Origin of the sequence: Hymenobacter negativus (assembly GCF_017571495.1) — a bacterium.
Classification (GTDB): Bacteria; Bacteroidota; Bacteroidia; order Cytophagales; family Hymenobacteraceae; genus Hymenobacter; species Hymenobacter negativus.
Genome location: NZ_JAGETZ010000016.1, coordinates 149,988 through 167,541, shown reverse-complemented (window position 1 = coordinate 167,541; position 17,554 = coordinate 149,988). Strand labels below are relative to the sequence as shown.

Sequence of the window (17,554 nt, the reverse complement as noted above, 5' to 3'; positions counted from 1 at the left end):
AGGTAGCAGTATGTAATGAGGTCTGGCGTAAAGTAAAATAGAAAAAGCCGACTGGGTCACCCCAGTCGGCTTTTCCATTACAAACCTACGGCAGATTACTCAGCCGACACTTCGCGCTTGCCAGCACGGCTGGGGCGCTTGGCGGGAGTAGCCGCTTCGGCGGTCTGGGCGGCTTGGGCAGCCTCCATTTCCTCTTTCGAGCCTACTACTTGACGCGTGTATTCGCGCAAGCCAGTACCAGCCGGAATGAGGTGACCAACGATTACGTTCTCCTTCAGGCCCAACAACTGGTCGGCTTTGCCACGGATAGCGGCTTCGCTCAGCACCTTGGTCGTCTCCTGGAAGGATGCGGCCGAGATGAACGACTGCGTACCCAGCGACGCCTGCGTGATGCCTTGCAGCGTGGGGCGCGAAACCGAAGGTTGAGCGTCGCGCACTTGCACGAGAGCAAGGTCACGGCGGCGCAGGCTACTATTCTCGTCGCGGAGGCGACGGGCCGTCACAATCTGACCGGGCTTCAAGTTGGTTGAATCACCGGCTTCGGTCACCACTTTCATGTCGATAATCATGTCATTCTCGGCCATGAAGATGATTTTATCAATCACCTGATTTTCGAGGAACGACGTGTCACCGGCATCCAGAATCACAACTTTCTGCATCATCTGGCGAACTACCACTTCGATGTGCTTATCGTTGATTTTCACACCTTGTAAGCGGTACACTTCCTGAATCTCGTTCACGAGGTACTCCTGCACAGCGCCGGGGCCCTGAATGCTTAGGATATCCGAAGGCGTTATGGCGCCATCCGACAGCGGCATGCCGGCGCGGATAAAGTCGTTGTCCTGCACCAGAATGTGCTTCGACAGCGGCACCATGTATTTTTTCTTCACGCCGTCTTTCGACTCCACAAAGATTTCACGGTTGCCACGCTTCACGGTGCCGTAGGTTACCACGCCGTCGATTTCCGATACCACGGCGGGGTTTGACGGGTTCCGGGCTTCGAAAAGCTCCGTTACACGCGGCAGACCACCAGTAATATCGCGGGTCTTGCCCACCGAGCGAGGAATCTTGGCAAGGATGTGACCAGCCGAGATTTTGTCGTTATTCTCCACGTTCAAGTGCGAACCCACTGGGATGCTATAGGATTTCTGACCTTCCACATCGCCCTTTTTGCCGGGGCGAATGATAATGGACGGGTTCTGGTCCTTAGCCTTGGATTCGATAATCACTTTCTCACGGTGACCAGTCTGTTCATCCGATTCCTCGCGGAACGTGATGCCCTCGGTGATGGCATCGAACACCACGGTACCATCAAACTCGGCCAGAATAACGGCGTTGTAGGGGTCCCAGGTGTTCAGCTCCGTGCCTTTTTCCACTTCTTGGCCTTCTTCCACCAACATGAATGAGCCGTAGGGAACGTGGTTGGAAGTGAAGACGCGGCCAGTGCCTTTTTCCACGATGCGGATTTCACCCGAGCGGCCCATTACCACAGCACCCTTCACGCCTTCGGCGTTGGTGGTAGCCACCGTACGAACGTCTTCGAATTCAACCACACCAGCGAATTTGGCTTTGATGCTCGATTCAACGGCGATGTTAGAAGCCGTACCACCTACGTGGAATGTGCGCAGGGTCAACTGCGTGCCGGGCTCACCAATCGACTGGGCAGCAATAACGCCGACAGCCTCGCCACGCTGCACCATGCGGCCCGAAGCCAGGTTGCGGCCGTAGCACTTGGCGCAGATACCACGCTTGCTTTCGCAAGTCAGTACCGAACGGATTTCCACCGATTCAATACCAGCAATGTCGATGCGACGAGTGGTGTCTTCCTTGATTTCCGAGCCCGAGGGCAGCAGCACTTCGTTAGTATTCGGGTCTACGATGTCGTGTACCGTCACACGGCCGAGGATACGCTCCGACAGCGGCTCGACGATGTCCTCGTTGTCTTTCAACGCGAAGGTCTCGATGCCACGCAGGGTACCGCAGTCTTGCTCATTCACGATTACGTCCTGCGAAACGTCTACCAGACGACGGGTCAGGTAGCCGGCGTCAGCCGTCTTCAGAGCCGTGTCAGCCAGACCCTTACGAGCACCGTGCGTCGAGATGAAGTACTCGATTACGTCGAGGCCTTCTTTAAAGTTCGACAGAATCGGGTTTTCGATAATCTCGCCAATCGAGCCTTGCAGCGACTTCTGCGGCTTTGCCATCAGACCACGCATACCACCCAACTGACGAATCTGCTCACGCGAGCCGCGGGCCCCCGAGTGCATCATCATGTAGATGGAGTTGAAGCCTTGGTTCTCCTTCTCCAAACGGCCCATCAACGTTTCCGTAATCTGGTTGTTGATGCGCGTCCAGATGTCGATAACCTGGTTATAACGCTCGTTGTCCGTAATCAGACCCATCTGGTAGTTCTGGGTTACGGCCGCTACGTCGGCTTGCGCCTGCTTCACCAGTTCGTCTTTCTCTTTCGGGATGTTGATATCACCCAGGCCCATGCTCAGACCACCTTTGTATGCCGACTGGAAACCAAGGGTCTTGATGTCATCAAGGAACTGAGCTGTGCGAGCCATGCCCGTGCGCTTAAACACCAGCGAGATGATTTGCTGGAGCTTTTTCTTAGTCAGCAACTCATCAACAAACCCTACCTCTTCAGGTACGAGTTGGTTGAACAGCACACGGCCAGCTACTGTCTCTACGACTCTGGTTACCAAGTCGTCGTTTTCGTCACGCACCTTGGTCCGTACCTTGATGAAGGCGTGCTTCGAGAGCTGACCTTCATTGATGGCAATCACAACTTCCTCGTCCGAATAGAAAACCCGGTCTTCACCGACAATCTTCTCGTTTTCGGTGCTGCGCTTGCCTTTGGTTACATAATACAGACCGAGAACCATGTCCTGCGACGGTACCGCGATGGGCGCGCCGTTGGCGGGGTTCAGGATGTTATGCGAAGCCAGCATGAGCATGGAGGCCTCCAGAATAGCAGCCGGGCCGAGGGGCACGTGCACAGCCATCTGGTCACCGTCAAAGTCAGCGTTAAAGGCCGTACAAACGAGCGGGTGTAGTTGGATAGCCTTGCCCTCAATGAGGCGTGGCTGGAACGCTTGGATACCTAAGCGGTGCAGCGTAGGAGCACGGTTGAGGAGCACTGGATGGCCTTTGAGCACATTCTCCAAGATGTCCCATACGACAGCGTCCTTGCGGTCCACGATTTTCTTAGCCGACTTCACCGTTTTCACAATGCCGCGCTCGATGAGCTTGCGGATGATGAACGGCTTGAACAATTCGGCTGCCATGTTCTTGGGCAAGCCGCACTCGTGCAGCTTCAACTCAGGACCCACGACGATTACCGAACGACCCGAGTAGTCGACACGCTTACCAAGCAGGTTCTGACGGAAACGGCCCTGCTTGCCTTTCAGCATATCAGACAGCGACTTCAGAGCACGGTTACCTTCGGCACGCACGGCGTTCACTTTACGCGAGTTGTCGAAGAGCGAGTCAACAGCTTCCTGTAGCATGCGCTTCTCGTTCCGTAGAATCACCTCGGGCGCTTTGATTTCAATCAGGCGCTTGAGGCGGTTGTTACGGATGATAACGCGCCGGTACAGGTCGTTCAAGTCGGAGGTAGCGAAACGGCCGCCGTCCAACGGCACGAGCGGGCGCAGTTCCGGCGGAATCACCGGCACCATGCGGATAACCATCCACTCGGGCTTGTTCTCAATCCGGGTAGCTGCGTCGCGGAAAGCTTCCACTACACGCAGACGCTTCAGGGCCTCAGCCTTACGCTGCTGCGAAGTTTCGTGGGCAGCGGAGTCACGCAGTGAGTAACTCAACTCGTCCAAGTTGATGCGTTCCAGCAGCATGTGCAGGGCATCAGCACCCATACGGGCGATGAACTTATTGGGGTCCTCATTGGGCAGCATCTGGTTCTCGCGGGGAAGCTTGTCGATGATGTCCAGATATTCGTCCTCCGTAAGGAAATCGAGAATCTGTACGCCTTCTTCAGCCAAAGCACCGGGCTGAACAACGACGTACCGCTCGTAATAGATAATCTGGTCTAGCTTCTTGGTAGGCAGGCCCAGCAGGTAGCCAATTTTGTTGGGGAGCGATTTGAAGTACCAAATGTGGGCAACGGGCACAACCAATTCGATGTGACCCATGCGCTCACGACGCACCTTTTTTTCGGTCACCTCCACACCGCAACGGTCGCAGATGATTCCCTTGTAACGAATGCGTTTGTACTTGCCACAGTGGCACTCCCAGTCCTTTACCGGGCCAAAAATCCGCTCGCAGAACAGACCACCCATTTCGGGCTTGTACGTGCGGTAATTGATGGTTTCAGGCTTCACCACTTCACCAGTGCTGCGCTCCAGAATTGCTTCGGGCGAGGCCAGTGAAATCGTGACTTTAGAGAAGTCCTGAGTTACTTTCTTGTTTTTTGCGAAAGCCATTTGATTGGGGTTAAGCTAGTAGCTGTTGGCTTTGAGCTGCTTGAATCTTCGCCGTTCGCCAGAAGGGCGCAAGTTTTTCAAACAGTTTGACACTTAGAAAAGTGCCTTTGCAGAACAGATAGGTATGTTTAGCAAAGGCACTTTCAAAAGGTCGGATTTTAAATCAAACTGACGGAGCTGATTAGTGAGAAGGCCTCCGATTAAGATTCGCGGAAGGTAGTTTTCGCTGCACTGACCATATCTCGGAACAGCCCCTCGTCCCTCTTTCACCGAAGCGTTTTCTCACCTGTCGTTACCAGAATCGCTTAATCTGCGACTCCTGTTGCTTGGCAGTTTGTTAGCTGTCGATTGCTTACTGCCAGTTCGGTTGTAAAACAAACAACTGATAGTACGCAACCGACAACTAATTAATCCATCGTGATTTCAAGTGCCAGACCACGGAGTTCGTGGAGCAACACATTGAACGACTCGGGGATGTTCGGTTTAGGCAGAATGTCGCCTTTCACAATGGCTTCATACGCTTTAGCACGGCCCACCACGTCATCCGACTTCACAGTCAGGATTTCCTGAAGGACGTTAGAAGCACCAAAGGCCTCCAGTGCCCAAACTTCCATTTCGCCGAAGCGCTGGCCACCGAACTGTGCCTTACCACCCAGCGGCTGCTGCGTGATGAGCGAGTACGGCCCGATGGAACGAGCGTGCATTTTGTCGTCAACCAAGTGACCAAGCTTGAGCATGTAAATCACGCCCACCGTTACGGGTTGGTCAAAACGGTCGCCACTCAAGCCATCGTGCAGATAAGCACGGCCCCAGTCGGGCAAGCCAGCCTCGGTCAACTCACGAGCTACTTCGTCCTCGGTAGCACCGTCGAATATGGGAGTCGAATACGTACGCCCCATTTTCAGACCAGCCCAGCCAAGTACCGTCTCATAAATCTGACCGATGTTCATCCGGCTTGGTACACCAAGCGGGTTCAGCACAATGTCCATCGGCGTGCCGTCAGGTAGGAAAGGCATGTCCTCATCACGCACGATGCGGGCCACCACCCCTTTGTTGCCGTGACGGCCGGCCATTTTATCACCTACCTTCAGCTTGCGCTTTTTGGCGATGTAAACTTTGGCTAACTGCACGATGCCAGCAGGCAGTTCGTCGCCTACTTCCAAAGTGAAGCGCTGACGCTTGAATTTCGCAGTGATGGTGTTGCGGCGCTTAGCATAGTTACGCACAAGCTCCAGCACCAGACCATTCACACGGGTATCAGCCGTCCAGCCTTCCAGAATCAGGTCTTTGAACAGGTTCACTTCTTCCGGAACGGCGTAGTTGCTTTCGTCCTTGTAAGGGTTCTTCTCGGGGAACATGCCCTCAGTGATGTTCTTGCGGTTGAACTTCACGCCCTTAGCAATCATCTCCTCGCCGAAGCGGTGCTTGATGCCCTGCGACGTTTTGCCTTCCAGCAATTGCACCAGCTTGTCAATCATGATAGCTTTCACGCCACGCAGTTCCTGCGCGTAGGTCGACTTGAGGTCTTCCACTTCCTTCTTCGACTTGGCCCGGAGGTTTTTGTCTTTTTTAGGACGCGAGAACAATTTAGTGCCGATAACCACACCCTGCAAGGAGGGCGGCGCTTTAAGCGAAGCGTCCTTCACATCACCGGCCTTATCGCCAAAGATGGCGCGGAGCAGCTTCTCTTCTGGAGTCGGGTCCGTCTCGCCTTTCGGCGTGATTTTACCAATCAGAATGTCGCCTTCCTTCACCTCCGCGCCGAGGCGGATGATGCCGTTGTCGTCGAGGTTGCGCACGGCTTCTTCACTCACGTTCGGAATCTCCGAAGTCAGTTCTTCTTCGCCACGCTTGGTCTCGCGAACTTCCAACTCAAACTCCTCGATGTGAATTGAAGTAAAGATGTCGTCGCGAACTACACGCTCCGAGATGACGATGGCATCCTCGAAATTGTAGCCCTGCCACGGCATAAACGCCACCTGCATGTTGCGCCCCAAGGCGAGTTCGCCTTGGTTGGTGCCGTAGCCTTCGCAAAGCGCCTGGCCTTTTGTTACCCGCTCGCCGCGCTTCACGAGCGGCGTCAGGTTGAGGCAGGTATCTTGGTTAGTACGACGGAACTTGATGAGGTCGTAAGTGATACGCTCGGCATCGAAGCTCACCATGATGTCGTCCTCCGTGAGGTCGTACTTCACCACGATTTTATTAGCGTCCACGAAGTCAATTACACCTTCGCCTTCCGCCATAATCAGTGTGCGCGAGTCGCTAGCAATGCGCGCTTCCAAACCTGTACCCACAATCGGAGCCTCGGGACGGAGCAATGGCACAGCCTGACGTTGCATGTTCGAGCCCATGAGCGCACGGTTGGCGTCATCGTGCTCTAAGAATGGAATCAGCGATGCAGCTACCGATACAATCTGGTTCGGAGCCACATCCATGTAGGTGTACTCATCCGGGCTAACCACGGGGAAGTCACCTTCAAAACGGCCCTTTACTAGTTCTTGAGTCAGTTTGCCACTATCGTCCAACAGGGAGTTGGCCTGTGCGATGTGGTGCGTATCCTCTTCCTCAGCGGTCAGGAACTTCACGTTCTCGCTCATGTCTACCTTGCCGGCTTTCACGTCGCGGTAAGGAGTCTCAATGAAGCCCATAGCATTCACACGAGCGTGCACGCACAGCGACGAAATCAGACCGATGTTCGGGCCTTCAGGCGTTTCAATGGTGCAAAGACGGCCGTAGTGGGTGTAGTGAACGTCACGTACTTCGAAACCAGCGCGCTCACGCGACAGACCTCCCGGCCCGAGTGCCGATACGCGACGCTTGTGCGTCACTTCGGCCAGCGGGTTGGTTTGGTCCATGAACTGCGACAGCTGGTTCGTACCAAAGAACGAGTTGATAACGCTCGACAGGGTACGGGCGTTAATTAGGTCTACCGGCTTGAAGTCTTCGTTGTCACGCACGTTCATGCGCTCCTTGATGGTACGCGCCATACGGGCTAGGCCCACGCCGAACTGTGCGTAGAGCTGCTCCCCTACGGTGCGCACGCGGCGGTTGCTCAAGTGGTCAATGTCGTCGACAATGGCCTTGGAGTTGATGAGACCAATCAGGTACTTCACGATGAGAACAATATCCTCATTGGTCAGCACGCGCGACTCCTGCTCCATGCCAATTTGCAGCTTCTTGTTAATCCGGTAGCGGCCAACCTCTCCGAGGTCATAGCGCTTGTCCGAGAAGAACAATTTCTGGATGATGTCGCGGGCAGTTTCTTCGTCAGGAGCCTCCGTGTTCCGGAGTTGGCGGTAAATCTGCTCAACAGCTTCTTTCTCCGAGTTGGAGTTGTCCTTTTGCAGCGTGTTGTAGATAATTGCGAAGTCCGCAATGTTCACGTTTTCACGGTGCAGGATTACCGACTTGGCGCCGGCCTCCAGAATCACGTCGATGTCTGCGTCCTCAATCGTGGCATCGCGTTCCAGCAACACTTCGTTGCGGTCGATGGACACCACTTCGCCGGTGTCCTCGTCCACGAAGTCTTCCGTCCAGGTGCGCAGCACCCGGGCAGCCAGCTTGCGGCCCACCACTTTCTTAAGGTTTTTCTTATCGGCCTTCACTTCTTCCGACAGCCCGAATAGGTCGAGGATATCTTTGTCGGTGCCGTAGCCGATGGCGCGAAGCAGCGTCGTCACCGGGAATTTCTTCTTCCGGTCGATGTACGCGTACATCACGTTGTTCACGTCCGTAGCGAATTCAATCCACGAACCTTTGAACGGAATAATACGAGCCGAATACAACTTAGTACCGTTCGTGTGCTTGCTCTGGGCGAAGAATACGCCCGGCGAGCGGTGCAGCTGCGATACGATAACGCGCTCGGCGCCGTTGATAACGAACGAGCCCTTCACGGTCATGTAAGGGATATTCCCGAGGAACACCTCCTGCTCAATCGTCTCGAAGTCCTCGTTGTCCTTATCATTGCAAATCAAACGCAGCTTGGCTTTCAGCGGAACCGAATAAGTCAAACCACGGTCGATGCACTCGTCAACCGAATATTTCGGTGGGTCGACGTGATAATCGATAAAGTTGAGCACGAAGTTTTCGCGCGAGTCCGAAATCGGAAAGTTCTCGGCGAACACTTTGAACAATCCTTCGTTAGAACGACGCTCAGCAGCGGTTTCCAACTGAAAGAATTCCTGGAACGAGCGAACCTGCACGTCCAGAAAGTCCGGGTACTCAATAACCTTCTTAATCTTGGCGAAATTGATTCGCTCGGCGGCCGTTTTCTTCAGGGCAGCCGTCGTTGCTTTCGGTGTAGCCAATGCGTTGGGGATTAAAAGATGGACACAGAAGCGTAATAAAGGAGGCCAAGGTGGCGGCCCGTCGGCAACGGAAAGCAAAACTTCCCACTCCTTAACCAACTAAAAAACAGTATGGTTAGCCGACGCAAAGAAGCGCGAACTTGGTAGCTCGCGCTTTTGACATACTACAAACAGGAAAAGACCTGGCTAAGTTGCCAGGTCTAATCCTTATTTGAAGCGGGTCCAGAGATGCTTCAGGAGCAGAAACTACTTGACTTCTACTTCAGCACCGGCTTCTTCAAGCTGCTTTTTCAGCGACTCAGCCTCGTCTTTGGTTACGCCTTCTTTCAGAGGCTTGGGAGCACCGTCAACCAGTTCTTTGGCTTCTTTCAGGCCCAGACCGGTCAGGTCTTTTACCAGTTTAACTACAGCCAGCTTAGCACCACCAGCAGCCTTCAGGATAACGTCAAACGACGTCTTTTCTTCGGGAGCCTCTTCAGCAGCAGCGCCACCGCCACCAGCCATCATTACGGGAGCAGCAGCAGCGGGCTCGATGCCGTACTCGTCCTTCAGGATGCCTGCCAATTCGTTTACTTCTTTCACCGTCAGGTTTACAAGCTGCTCAGCGAATGCTTTCAAATCTGCCATTTCTGTAGATTATTTAAAAAAGTGTTGTTGAAAATTTGATTGGAATGCGAAAAAGCAGCGGGCTACGCGGCCTCTTTTTCGCTGAGGGTTTTGAGGATACCGGCCAGTTTGTTGCCACCGCTCGACAGAGCAGAGATAACGTTCTTGGCGGGCGACTGGAGCAGACCGATGAGTTCACCGAGCAGTTCCTGCTTGCCTTTGATGGTGGTCAGGCCTTCGAGCTGGTTCGAGCCGATGTAGATGCTGGCATCCACATAAGCACCTTTCAGCACGGGCTTGGGCTCAACACCGCGGGGGTAAGCTTGGGCTTTGTAGAAGTCGCGCAGCATTTTGGCAGGAGCCGAGCCGCTCTCCGTAGAGAACAGAACGCCCGACTGGCCTTTCAGCGCGGCATCCATTTCCGACGTGTCGTGGCCGAGGGTGTCCAGTGCTTTCCGGATGAAGGTGTTTTTGTACACCTTGTATTCCAGGCCGCGGTTGAACGCCAGGCGACGGAAGTCGTTGATTTTCGCTACCGACATTACCGAAGCATCGACAATGTAGAACGAGTTGTGCGATTGCATCTTTCCGCTCAACTCATCCACGAGGGCTTGTTTTTCTTCCCGGGTCATGTTTGGTTGGTTTAATTAGCTAGCGGAATTTACTTGGCTGTCCACCGGAACGGCGGGCGACATCGTGCTCGAGAGCGTGATGCTCTTGATGTAGGTGCCTTTCGACGAAGAAGGCTTCAGGCGACCCAACGTCTGGATTACTTCCAGGGCGTTTTCGGCCAGCATCTTCGGATCGAACGATACTTTACCAACCGAGCAGTGGATGATACCGGTTTTATCAACTTTGAAGTCGATTTTACCAGCTTTCACTTCCTGCACAGCCTTGGCTACGTCGGTCGTTACGGTGCCCGACTTCGGGTTCGGCATCAGACCACGGGGGCCGAGCACACGGCCCAGACGACCTACCTTAGCCATTACGGCGGGCATGGTGATGATTACGTCGATGTCGGTCCAGCCTTTTTCGATTTTCGAGATATAGTCGTCCAAACCTACAAAGTCGGCGCCGGCGGCCAGAGCTTCTGCCTCCTTGTCGGGAGTCACGAGCGCCAGAACGCGAACGGTTTTACCGGTGCCGTGGGGCAGGGTAGCCACGCCACGAACCATCTGGTCCGCTTTGCGGGGGTCCACGCCGAGGCGAACGTCAATATCTACTGAAGCATCGAATTTGGTGTAGGTAATGTCCTTCACCACAACTGCGGCTTCCACCAGGCTGCGCATTTGCGTCAGGTCGTGTTTGGCAAGGGCTTCCTTGCGCTTTTTGCTTATTTGTGCCATCTGTTCGTTCTCCGTTTAATTATTCAGCAAAAGGAGAATCGCCCTTGATGGTAATACCCATACTGCGGGCTGTACCTGCCACCTGCTTCATAGCTGCTTCCACCTTGAAGGCGTTTAAGTCAACCATTTTAGTTTCGGCGATAGTGCGTACTTGGTCCCACGTCACGGAACCTACTTTGTTACGGTTTGGCTCTTTCGAACCGCTCTGCAACTTGGCAGCTTCCATGAGCAGCACCGGAGCCGGTGCCGTCTTCACCACGAAGTCGAACGACTTGTCGGTGTACATGGTGATGAGTACAGGACAAACTTGGCCGGCTTTATCTTGGGTGCGAGCATTAAACTGCTTGCAAAACTCCATGATGTTCAAGCCTTTGCTACCAAGTGCAGGTCCTACCGGCGGCGAAGGGTTCGCGGCGCCTCCCTTTATCTGCAGACGCAGATAACCTCTGATTTCTTTGGCCATTTGATTGGTTTGGCTGTGGCTCCTGCGTCGTAACTCGCGCTTGCCTCAGTATTGAAAACTCCTGTTGGAAGCCCCACCGACCCGGAGCGAATAATCGGCGTGGATATATTTAATACACTAAAACGTCATGCTTCGCGATGCTCTGCATGACGTTCTTTTATGCTTCTTTTTCTACTTGGGTGTAGCTCAGTTCTACCGGCTGCGAACGGCCGAAAATCTTCACCACCACATTGAGCTTCTTGCGCTCTTCAAACACCTCGTCCACGTTGCCGGAGAAGCCGTTGAAAGGGCCGTCGACCACTTTCACGAGTTCGCCTACTACGTAAGGCTTGTCGAGGGTAGCGTCGGCTTGCTGCTCGGCCTCATCCACGATGCCGAGGATGCGATTCACTTCCGTGATGTGCAGCGGCACAGGCTTGTTGTTGGCCGCGTCTTTTTTGTCTTTGTCCCCGAGGAAACCAATTACACCGGGTGTGCTGGTGATGATGTGGTCGACTTCACCGTGGCCTAGCTCCGCTTCGATGAGGATGTAACCAGGATAGAGGTTCCGCTCACGAACGCGCTTTTTACCGTTGCGCATCTCGAACACCTTTTCTACCGGAATCAGTACCTGAGGCACGTAGGTAGTGAGGTTGTGGCGCGCCAACTCGGTTTCGAGATAGTTCTTTGCTTTCTTCTCCTGGCCGCTCACTGAGCGGACCACGTACCATTTCAATTCGCTCATCTTATTTGCTGATTAGCGAAACGAGTTATAAAAAGCTTTCAGTACCGACTCAAAGCTGACATCCATGACACCTACTACCACGGCAAACACTAGCGAGCCCACCAGCACAAGGCCAGCGCTTTTCTGCAACTCAGTCGTGGAAGGCCACGTTACGTTGTAGCGCATTTCCTCGATGGTGGCGCGGAAATAATTGCTCAGTTTGTCCATTGGATGAAAAAAAAACAGCGTTGCCGCTGAAAACAACATGGAGTGGACCAACGGCCCGGATTGCACGAGTGGAGAGATTCGAACTCCCATCAAAGGTTTTGGAGACCTCTATTCTACCCTTGAACTACACTCGTGTAAAGACACATCCCAGTAGCGTATTTCGCTAAAGGGAGTGCAAAGGTAAGAGAAACAGAATAAAAAACAAATACTTGCTTCTGTTTCAGCGCAAAAAAAGCCGCTCCCGAGATTTCGAGAGCGGCTTTTTTTACGCTGCTAAGCCGGAGCTTAGTCGAGAACTTCGGTTACCTGACCGGCACCTACCGTACGGCCACCCTCACGGATAGCGAAACGAAGGCCTTTCTCCATTGCCACCTTGTTGATGAGCTCAACGGTGATAGTGATGTTGTCGCCGGGCATTACCATTTCAACGCCCTCGGGGAGGGAGATGATGCCGGTAACGTCGGTAGTACGCAGGTAGAACTGCGGACGGTAGTTGTTGAAGAACGGGGTATGGCGGCCGCCTTCCTCTTTCGAGAGAACGTACACCTCAGCCTTGAACTTCTGGTGGGGGGTTACCGAACCGGGCTTGCAGATAACCATGCCGCGACGGATGGCTTCTTTTTCAATGCCGCGGAGCAGCAGACCTACGTTGTCACCAGCTTCACCACGGTCGAGGATTTTGCGGAACATTTCCACACCCGTAACCGTCGACTTCAGGCCGGCAGCAGCGCCCATACCCAAGATGTCAACTTGCTCACCCGAGTTGATGATGCCGCGCTCGATACGACCAGTAGCAACAGTGCCACGGCCAGTAATCGAGAACACGTCCTCAACAGGCATCAGGAAGGGCAGGTCGGTCAGACGAGCAGGAATCGGAATGAACGAGTCAACTGCGTCCATCAACTCGTTGATTTTGGGAACCCAGTTGGCATCGCCGTTCAGGCCGCCGAGGGCCGAACCCTGGATAACCGGAATGTTGTCGCCGTCGAAGTCATAGAACGAGAGGAGTTCGCGAATTTCCATTTCCACCAGCTCGAGGAGCTCGGGGTCATCCACCATGTCTACTTTGTTCATGAACACCACCAGCTGGGGAACACCTACCTGACGAGCGAGCAGGATGTGCTCACGGGTCTGGGGCATCGGGCCGTCGGTAGCAGCTACCACGAGGATAGCGCCGTCCATTTGTGCAGCACCCGTTACCATGTTCTTCACGTAGTCAGCGTGACCGGGGCAGTCAACGTGAGCGTAGTGACGGTTTTTGGTGGAGTACTCTACGTGAGCGGTGTTGATGGTGATACCACGCTCTTTTTCTTCGGGAGCATTGTCAATCGAAGAGAAGTCACGCTTTTCGGCCAAGCCCTGGTTAGCCAGCACCATGGTGATAGCAGCGGTCAGGGTGGTCTTGCCGTGGTCGACGTGGCCGATGGTACCGATGTTTACGTGCGGCTTGGACCGGTCGAAATTTTCTTTAGCCATTGTAAAGAGTAAAAAAAGAGGTGGTGAAGTGAATTTGAGAGGTAAAAATCGGACCCTACACGAAGAAAGCGAGACTCAGCCCCTACTGTAATAGAAAACTGTGCGTCGCTTGCCTGAGAGAACCGAGCCAGCGGTCGGAATAATTCCGACTGCTGGACTTGTGTAATAATCTGAGCCATTTATGGGATTTGAACCCATGACCTCTTCCTTACCAAGGAAGTGCTCTACCACTGAGCTAAAACGGCTTATTCCTTTTGAGCTTACAGCCGTTAGCTGCTAGCCTTTTGTTCTTCAAACCTAGCAACTGTCAGCTAAATGCTAACAGCTACCAGAATGAGCGGGAGACGAGGTTCGAACCCGCGACCTGCAGCTTGGAAGGCTGCCGCTCTACCAACTGAGCTACTCCCGCAGATGGCCTCATGTAAAAAAGTGGGGGTAACAGGACTCGAACCTATGAACCCGAAGGAGGTGAGTTACAGTCACCCGCAATTGCCGCTATGCGATACCCCCAATTTGGTGCTTCACGGCCGATTACCGAGAGGCGCTTCCCTCTCGATTTGCTGACCGCTGAAGCAGTAGTGTTTCGTAAGGAGTCGCAAAATTAGAGGATTTTTGACATAAGGCAAGCTTTAGCGTAAAAAAAGGTTGTTCTTTTTTACGCTGTTTTAGCGAACTTGCTTCTACATAAGGTTATAAAATGCTTTGAGCCGGTCATCTGTTTCCTTCTCGCGAATGTTTTGGAGCGTCGCTTTCATGTTTGGCATGGATGGCAGCAGCAAAGCGAGGCTCTTATATGCCCCCAAGCGCACTTCGTAGCGGGGAGCATTCCGGGCGTATTCTTCCAAGATTTTGATGCCATTATCGCGCTCTACCGGCGGAATGTGCGTCATGAGTGTGCCAAAGGACTGGAAGTAGGCATAAAGGTCCATTTCTGTGACATCTGGCAGGCGGCGCAGGAACCATGGATATTGGTCTAGACCACCATTTAATGCATAGTAGCTAGCGATAGCAAGGATGAGCGGGCTACTAGTCGTGTTTTCGATAGCAGCTACCTGCTGGCCGGTATTAGCTTCCGGCTGTTTGGCCAGTACTTCGAGTGCTGCAGCAGCCACTAGCGCAGAACTGTCGCTGAGCGCAGCACCATAGATAGGTCCGTATTTACCGTCTGGGAAGGTAGCAAGGGTGGTAATGGCCTGGGCGCGGACGCGGGAAATGGGGTCGGTGGTTGCGAGGCGCTGGATGTCTTTGCGCATACCTTCGGGCTCGGGGCCGCGGTAGCGGCGGAGATGGTCGAGCGCAAGGCGGCGCACATTCCAGAACTTATCATTGAGAGCGTTGCGCATTACGCTGCTTACGCTCATCTGGTCGGTTTTATTCTGAAGTAATTCGAGTACTTCTGATTTCTGCTGGTAGCTCTGGGCATGATAGAATTGAAAGACCAATTCATCAATGGTCCGGTCTTCATCGAACTGCGCTAAGAGTTGACTTTCGTTGTCAAACTTCACCAAGTTGGGCTTCTGGCTGGCCGGCAGCATGAATGTCTGGTCGGCCTTGGTAACGGTGATGCGGTGCTCAGTGGGCTGGTTGCTGCCGGTCCAGACGGCGACTGTGACGGGCAGGCGATAGACAGGCTGAAACAGGGTATCCTGTGTTTGCTGCACGTGAAGGGCTACCTGACCGTTGGTATAGGTGTGAGTAATGTGCAGTTCGGGGTGGCCGCGCTTGAGAAACCACTGGTTGAAGAACCACATCAGGTCTTCGCCAGTTGTTTCCTCGAATGCATTGCGCAGCTTGGAGATTTCAACAGCGGACTGCTTATTCTGAGTGAGGTAGCGGTTGAGCGCGGCGAAGAAAGCATCGTCGCCCACATACTTGCGAAGCATGTGTAAGACGCGACCGCCTTTGTCGTAAGAATGGCGGTCGAACATATCCTCCCGGTTGGTGTAGCGGTAACGAATAAGAGGCTCACGCTTGCTCTGGGCTTCTTCAAGGTAGTTGTTGATTTTGATTTCCTGAACGAGGCCAGCTTCGTCGGCTCCGTACTTATGCTCGGCCCAGAGGTACTCGGAGTAATCGGCAAAGGACTCGTTTAGGGGCAGGTTGCTCCAGCTTTCGCAAGTCACGTAGTCGCCGAACCAGTGGTGAAATAATTCGTGGGCAATGACGAACTCAGCCGTTTGATAGTTGGCATCGAGCAGGTCGCGTTTAGTGGCTTGAATGGTGTTGCCGTGGGTAGTGGCGGTGGTGTTTTCCATGGCTCCGCTCACGTAGTCGCGCACGGCTACCTGGGCATACTTATTCCATGGGAATTCCACATCCAGCTTCTTGGAGAAGAAATCCATCATCTCGGGCGTGTGACCAAAGACGGCGCGGGCGGTGCCAGCATATTTCGGTTCCACGTAGTAGTCAACGGGCTTTCCATGCCAAGAGTCGCTAACTATGGCAAAATCACCCACTACCATCGTTGCTAAATAAGGCGCATGCGGCTCGCTCAGCTTCCAAGTGTCGGTACGGGTACCGTCGGGATTGGCCTGGGAAGAGGTAAGCAGACCGTTGGAAAGCGTTTTGAATTGCTTTTCCACCGTCATGCTAATTTCCTGGGTCATCCGCTGGTTGGGTTTGTCGATGGTGGGAAACCAACAGGAACTACCCTCCGTCTCGCCTTGCGTCCAGACTTGGCGGGGCTTGTTTTTCTCAGTGCCCAACGGGTTGATAAAGTAGAGCCCTTTGTCGTTAGTGATGGCTGCAGAGCCTCCCTGCGGCAATTCGTTCGGCTTAGCGACGTACACGATGCGTACCTGATAAGGCGTACTACGTGGGTACGGGTGGTCGAGCGCAATGACAATTTTGCGTCGGTTGTAGTTGTAGTTGAGGTTCTTATTCTTCTTTTCGCCAACCAGCTCTACTTTTTGAATATCAAAGCCTTTGGCGTCTAACACCAACTCACTTTGTGGATAAAAGTGCGAGCGGAGCGTCAGAATAGCCGTGCCCAGCAAGTATTGCTTTTTATAATCAAAGCGCACGTCAAGCTTAGTATCCACCACCTCCGTGAGGATAGTGGCAGCCGGCTGGATAGGCGCTTCGGCAGGGAGCCAAGAGGGTACGACGAGGCCAGCCGACGCAGGGGCCGGAGGCGGGGTGGAGGGCGTCTTTTTGTGAACGGGTGCTTTACTTGGGGCTTTGCCTGAAGTAGACGAGCTTTTCTGGCCAATTGCCAGCAAATGTGCGCACAACATCAGGGTGGTAAGACCGGGAAACAGATACTTCATGCCAACAACAACGGGCGAAAAACGCCTCAATTTCCGAATTAATTTGAGATTTGGGCTACCTTTAACCCCACTTTAGCTGCGGTGCTCCTGGTTTTGCCCTACTCGCCCGCAAGCTAACGATGCCATCACTACGCGGCTGCTATCCCACCTAAGCTCCCCTCAAATGTTTCAAATAAGCACCGGCCCTTCCCAAGTGTGGGAAGTTGACTACCGCGCCGCTGACAGCGTGACACTCAACGGCCAACCATTTGCCTGGGACATTGCCGATTTAGGAGCCGGTCGCTTCCACATTCTGCACGAAGGCCGTTCTTACAACGCCGAAGTAATAGAAGCGGACTACGTTGCGAAAACCATAGTGTTGAAACTGAATGGTCAGCGTGTAGAACTGCAAGCCAAAGACCGGTTCGACCTGCTGCTGGAGCGCTTGGGGATGAGCAATGCCACTGCCGCGAAAGTCAACGAGTTGAAAGCTCCCATGCCAGGCCTCATTGTAGATATCCGAGTGCAACCGGGCCAGACCGTACAAAAAGGCGACCCGCTGCTGGTACTGGAAGCCATGAAAATGGAGAATATTTTAAAAGCGCCAGCCGATGGCACTGTTGGAAGCCTCAAGGTGGGCCTGCGCGACAACGTGCAGAAAGGTCAAGTGCTGGTGCAGTTCACGTAGAAACGATGTTTCACAACTAATTGAGAAAAATATCAACAGAA

11 protein-coding genes and 4 tRNA genes are annotated in these 17,554 nt (G+C 53.6%); 1 reads left to right on the top strand and 14 read right to left on the bottom strand.

From position 1 onward, the window contains the following. Positions 1–95: 95 nt before the first annotated feature. From rpoC to J4E00_RS25060, 14 genes are all read right to left on the bottom strand, one after another. Positions 96–4,448, bottom strand: coding sequence for a DNA-directed RNA polymerase subunit beta' (gene rpoC / locus J4E00_RS25125; RefSeq protein WP_208178120.1), 4,353 nt, complete (start codon positions 4,446–4,448; stop codon positions 96–98). A 407-nt stretch (positions 4,449–4,855) separates the two neighbouring features. Continuing rightward, a complete protein-coding gene (rpoB, locus tag J4E00_RS25120) occupies positions 4,856–8,725 on the bottom strand; it encodes a DNA-directed RNA polymerase subunit beta (RefSeq protein WP_208178136.1) in 3,870 nt (1,289 codons plus the stop codon). A gap of 276 nt (positions 8,726–9,001) precedes the next feature. Next, on the bottom strand, positions 9,002–9,382 hold the full coding sequence (gene rplL, locus J4E00_RS25115; protein ID WP_208178119.1) for a 50S ribosomal protein L7/L12: 381 nt from the start codon (positions 9,380–9,382) through the stop codon (positions 9,002–9,004). 62 nt (positions 9,383–9,444) lie between these two features. Beyond that, positions 9,445–9,993, bottom strand: coding sequence for a 50S ribosomal protein L10 (gene rplJ / locus J4E00_RS25110; RefSeq protein ID WP_201985336.1), 549 nt, complete (start codon positions 9,991–9,993; stop codon positions 9,445–9,447). 15 nt (positions 9,994–10,008) lie between these two features. Continuing rightward, positions 10,009–10,707: a 50S ribosomal protein L1 gene (gene rplA, locus J4E00_RS25105; RefSeq protein ID WP_208178118.1), complete on the bottom strand. Its 699-nt coding sequence runs from the start codon at positions 10,705–10,707 to the stop codon at positions 10,009–10,011. Between the two features lie 19 nt (positions 10,708–10,726). After that, entirely contained in the window at positions 10,727–11,170 is a 444-nt protein-coding gene (gene rplK / locus J4E00_RS25100; RefSeq protein WP_046245265.1) for a 50S ribosomal protein L11, read from the bottom strand. A 157-nt stretch (positions 11,171–11,327) separates the two neighbouring features. Beyond that, positions 11,328–11,894, bottom strand: a complete 567-nt coding sequence (nusG, locus tag J4E00_RS25095; RefSeq protein WP_196286002.1) for a transcription termination/antitermination protein NusG — start codon at positions 11,892–11,894, stop codon at positions 11,328–11,330. Positions 11,895–11,906: 12 nt separating this feature from the next. Further along, complete coding sequence (gene secE / locus J4E00_RS25090) at positions 11,907–12,101, bottom strand: preprotein translocase subunit SecE (protein ID WP_208178117.1); 195 nt, start codon at positions 12,099–12,101, stop codon at positions 11,907–11,909. 63 nt (positions 12,102–12,164) lie between these two features. Next, positions 12,165–12,235 (bottom strand) — tRNA-Trp (locus tag J4E00_RS25085). 151 nt (positions 12,236–12,386) lie between these two features. Further along, a complete protein-coding gene (gene tuf / locus J4E00_RS25080; RefSeq protein ID WP_046245268.1) occupies positions 12,387–13,577 on the bottom strand; it encodes an elongation factor Tu in 1,191 nt (396 codons plus the stop codon). A gap of 173 nt (positions 13,578–13,750) precedes the next feature. Continuing rightward, a tRNA-Thr gene (locus J4E00_RS25075) sits at positions 13,751–13,822 on the bottom strand. A gap of 91 nt (positions 13,823–13,913) precedes the next feature. After that, a tRNA-Gly gene (locus J4E00_RS25070) sits at positions 13,914–13,986 on the bottom strand. A 21-nt stretch (positions 13,987–14,007) separates the two neighbouring features. Continuing rightward, positions 14,008–14,087 (bottom strand) — tRNA-Tyr (locus J4E00_RS25065). Positions 14,088–14,257: 170 nt separating this feature from the next. Further along, positions 14,258–16,846, bottom strand: a complete 2,589-nt coding sequence (locus J4E00_RS25060) for a M1 family metallopeptidase (protein ID WP_208178116.1) — start codon at positions 16,844–16,846, stop codon at positions 14,258–14,260. Between the two features lie 163 nt (positions 16,847–17,009). Here J4E00_RS25060 and J4E00_RS25055 point away from each other — a divergent pair, with 163 nt between their 5' ends. Then, positions 17,010–17,513, top strand: a complete 504-nt coding sequence (locus J4E00_RS25055) for a biotin/lipoyl-containing protein (protein WP_208178115.1) — start codon at positions 17,010–17,012, stop codon at positions 17,511–17,513. Positions 17,514–17,554 lie beyond the last annotated feature (41 nt).

Coding starts and splice junctions, on each gene's coding strand:
- rplA (WP_208178118.1), bottom strand. CDS start 10,707: ATGGCACAAATAAGCAAAAAGCGCAAGGAAGCCCTTGCCAAACACGAC.
- nusG (WP_196286002.1), bottom strand. CDS start 11,894: ATGAGCGAATTGAAATGGTACGTGGTCCGCTCAGTGAGCGGCCAGGAG.
- J4E00_RS25060 (WP_208178116.1), bottom strand. CDS start 16,846: ATGAAGTATCTGTTTCCCGGTCTTACCACCCTGATGTTGTGCGCACAT.
- rpoC (WP_208178120.1), bottom strand. CDS start 4,448: ATGGCTTTCGCAAAAAACAAGAAAGTAACTCAGGACTTCTCTAAAGTC.
- rplJ (WP_201985336.1), bottom strand. CDS start 9,993: ATGACCCGGGAAGAAAAACAAGCCCTCGTGGATGAGTTGAGCGGAAAG.
- J4E00_RS25055 (WP_208178115.1), top strand. CDS start 17,010: ATGTTTCAAATAAGCACCGGCCCTTCCCAAGTGTGGGAAGTTGACTAC.
- tuf (WP_046245268.1), bottom strand. CDS start 13,577: ATGGCTAAAGAAAATTTCGACCGGTCCAAGCCGCACGTAAACATCGGT.
- rplK (WP_046245265.1), bottom strand. CDS start 11,170: ATGGCCAAAGAAATCAGAGGTTATCTGCGTCTGCAGATAAAGGGAGGC.
- rplL (WP_208178119.1), bottom strand. CDS start 9,382: ATGGCAGATTTGAAAGCATTCGCTGAGCAGCTTGTAAACCTGACGGTG.
- secE (WP_208178117.1), bottom strand. CDS start 12,101: ATGGACAAACTGAGCAATTATTTCCGCGCCACCATCGAGGAAATGCGC.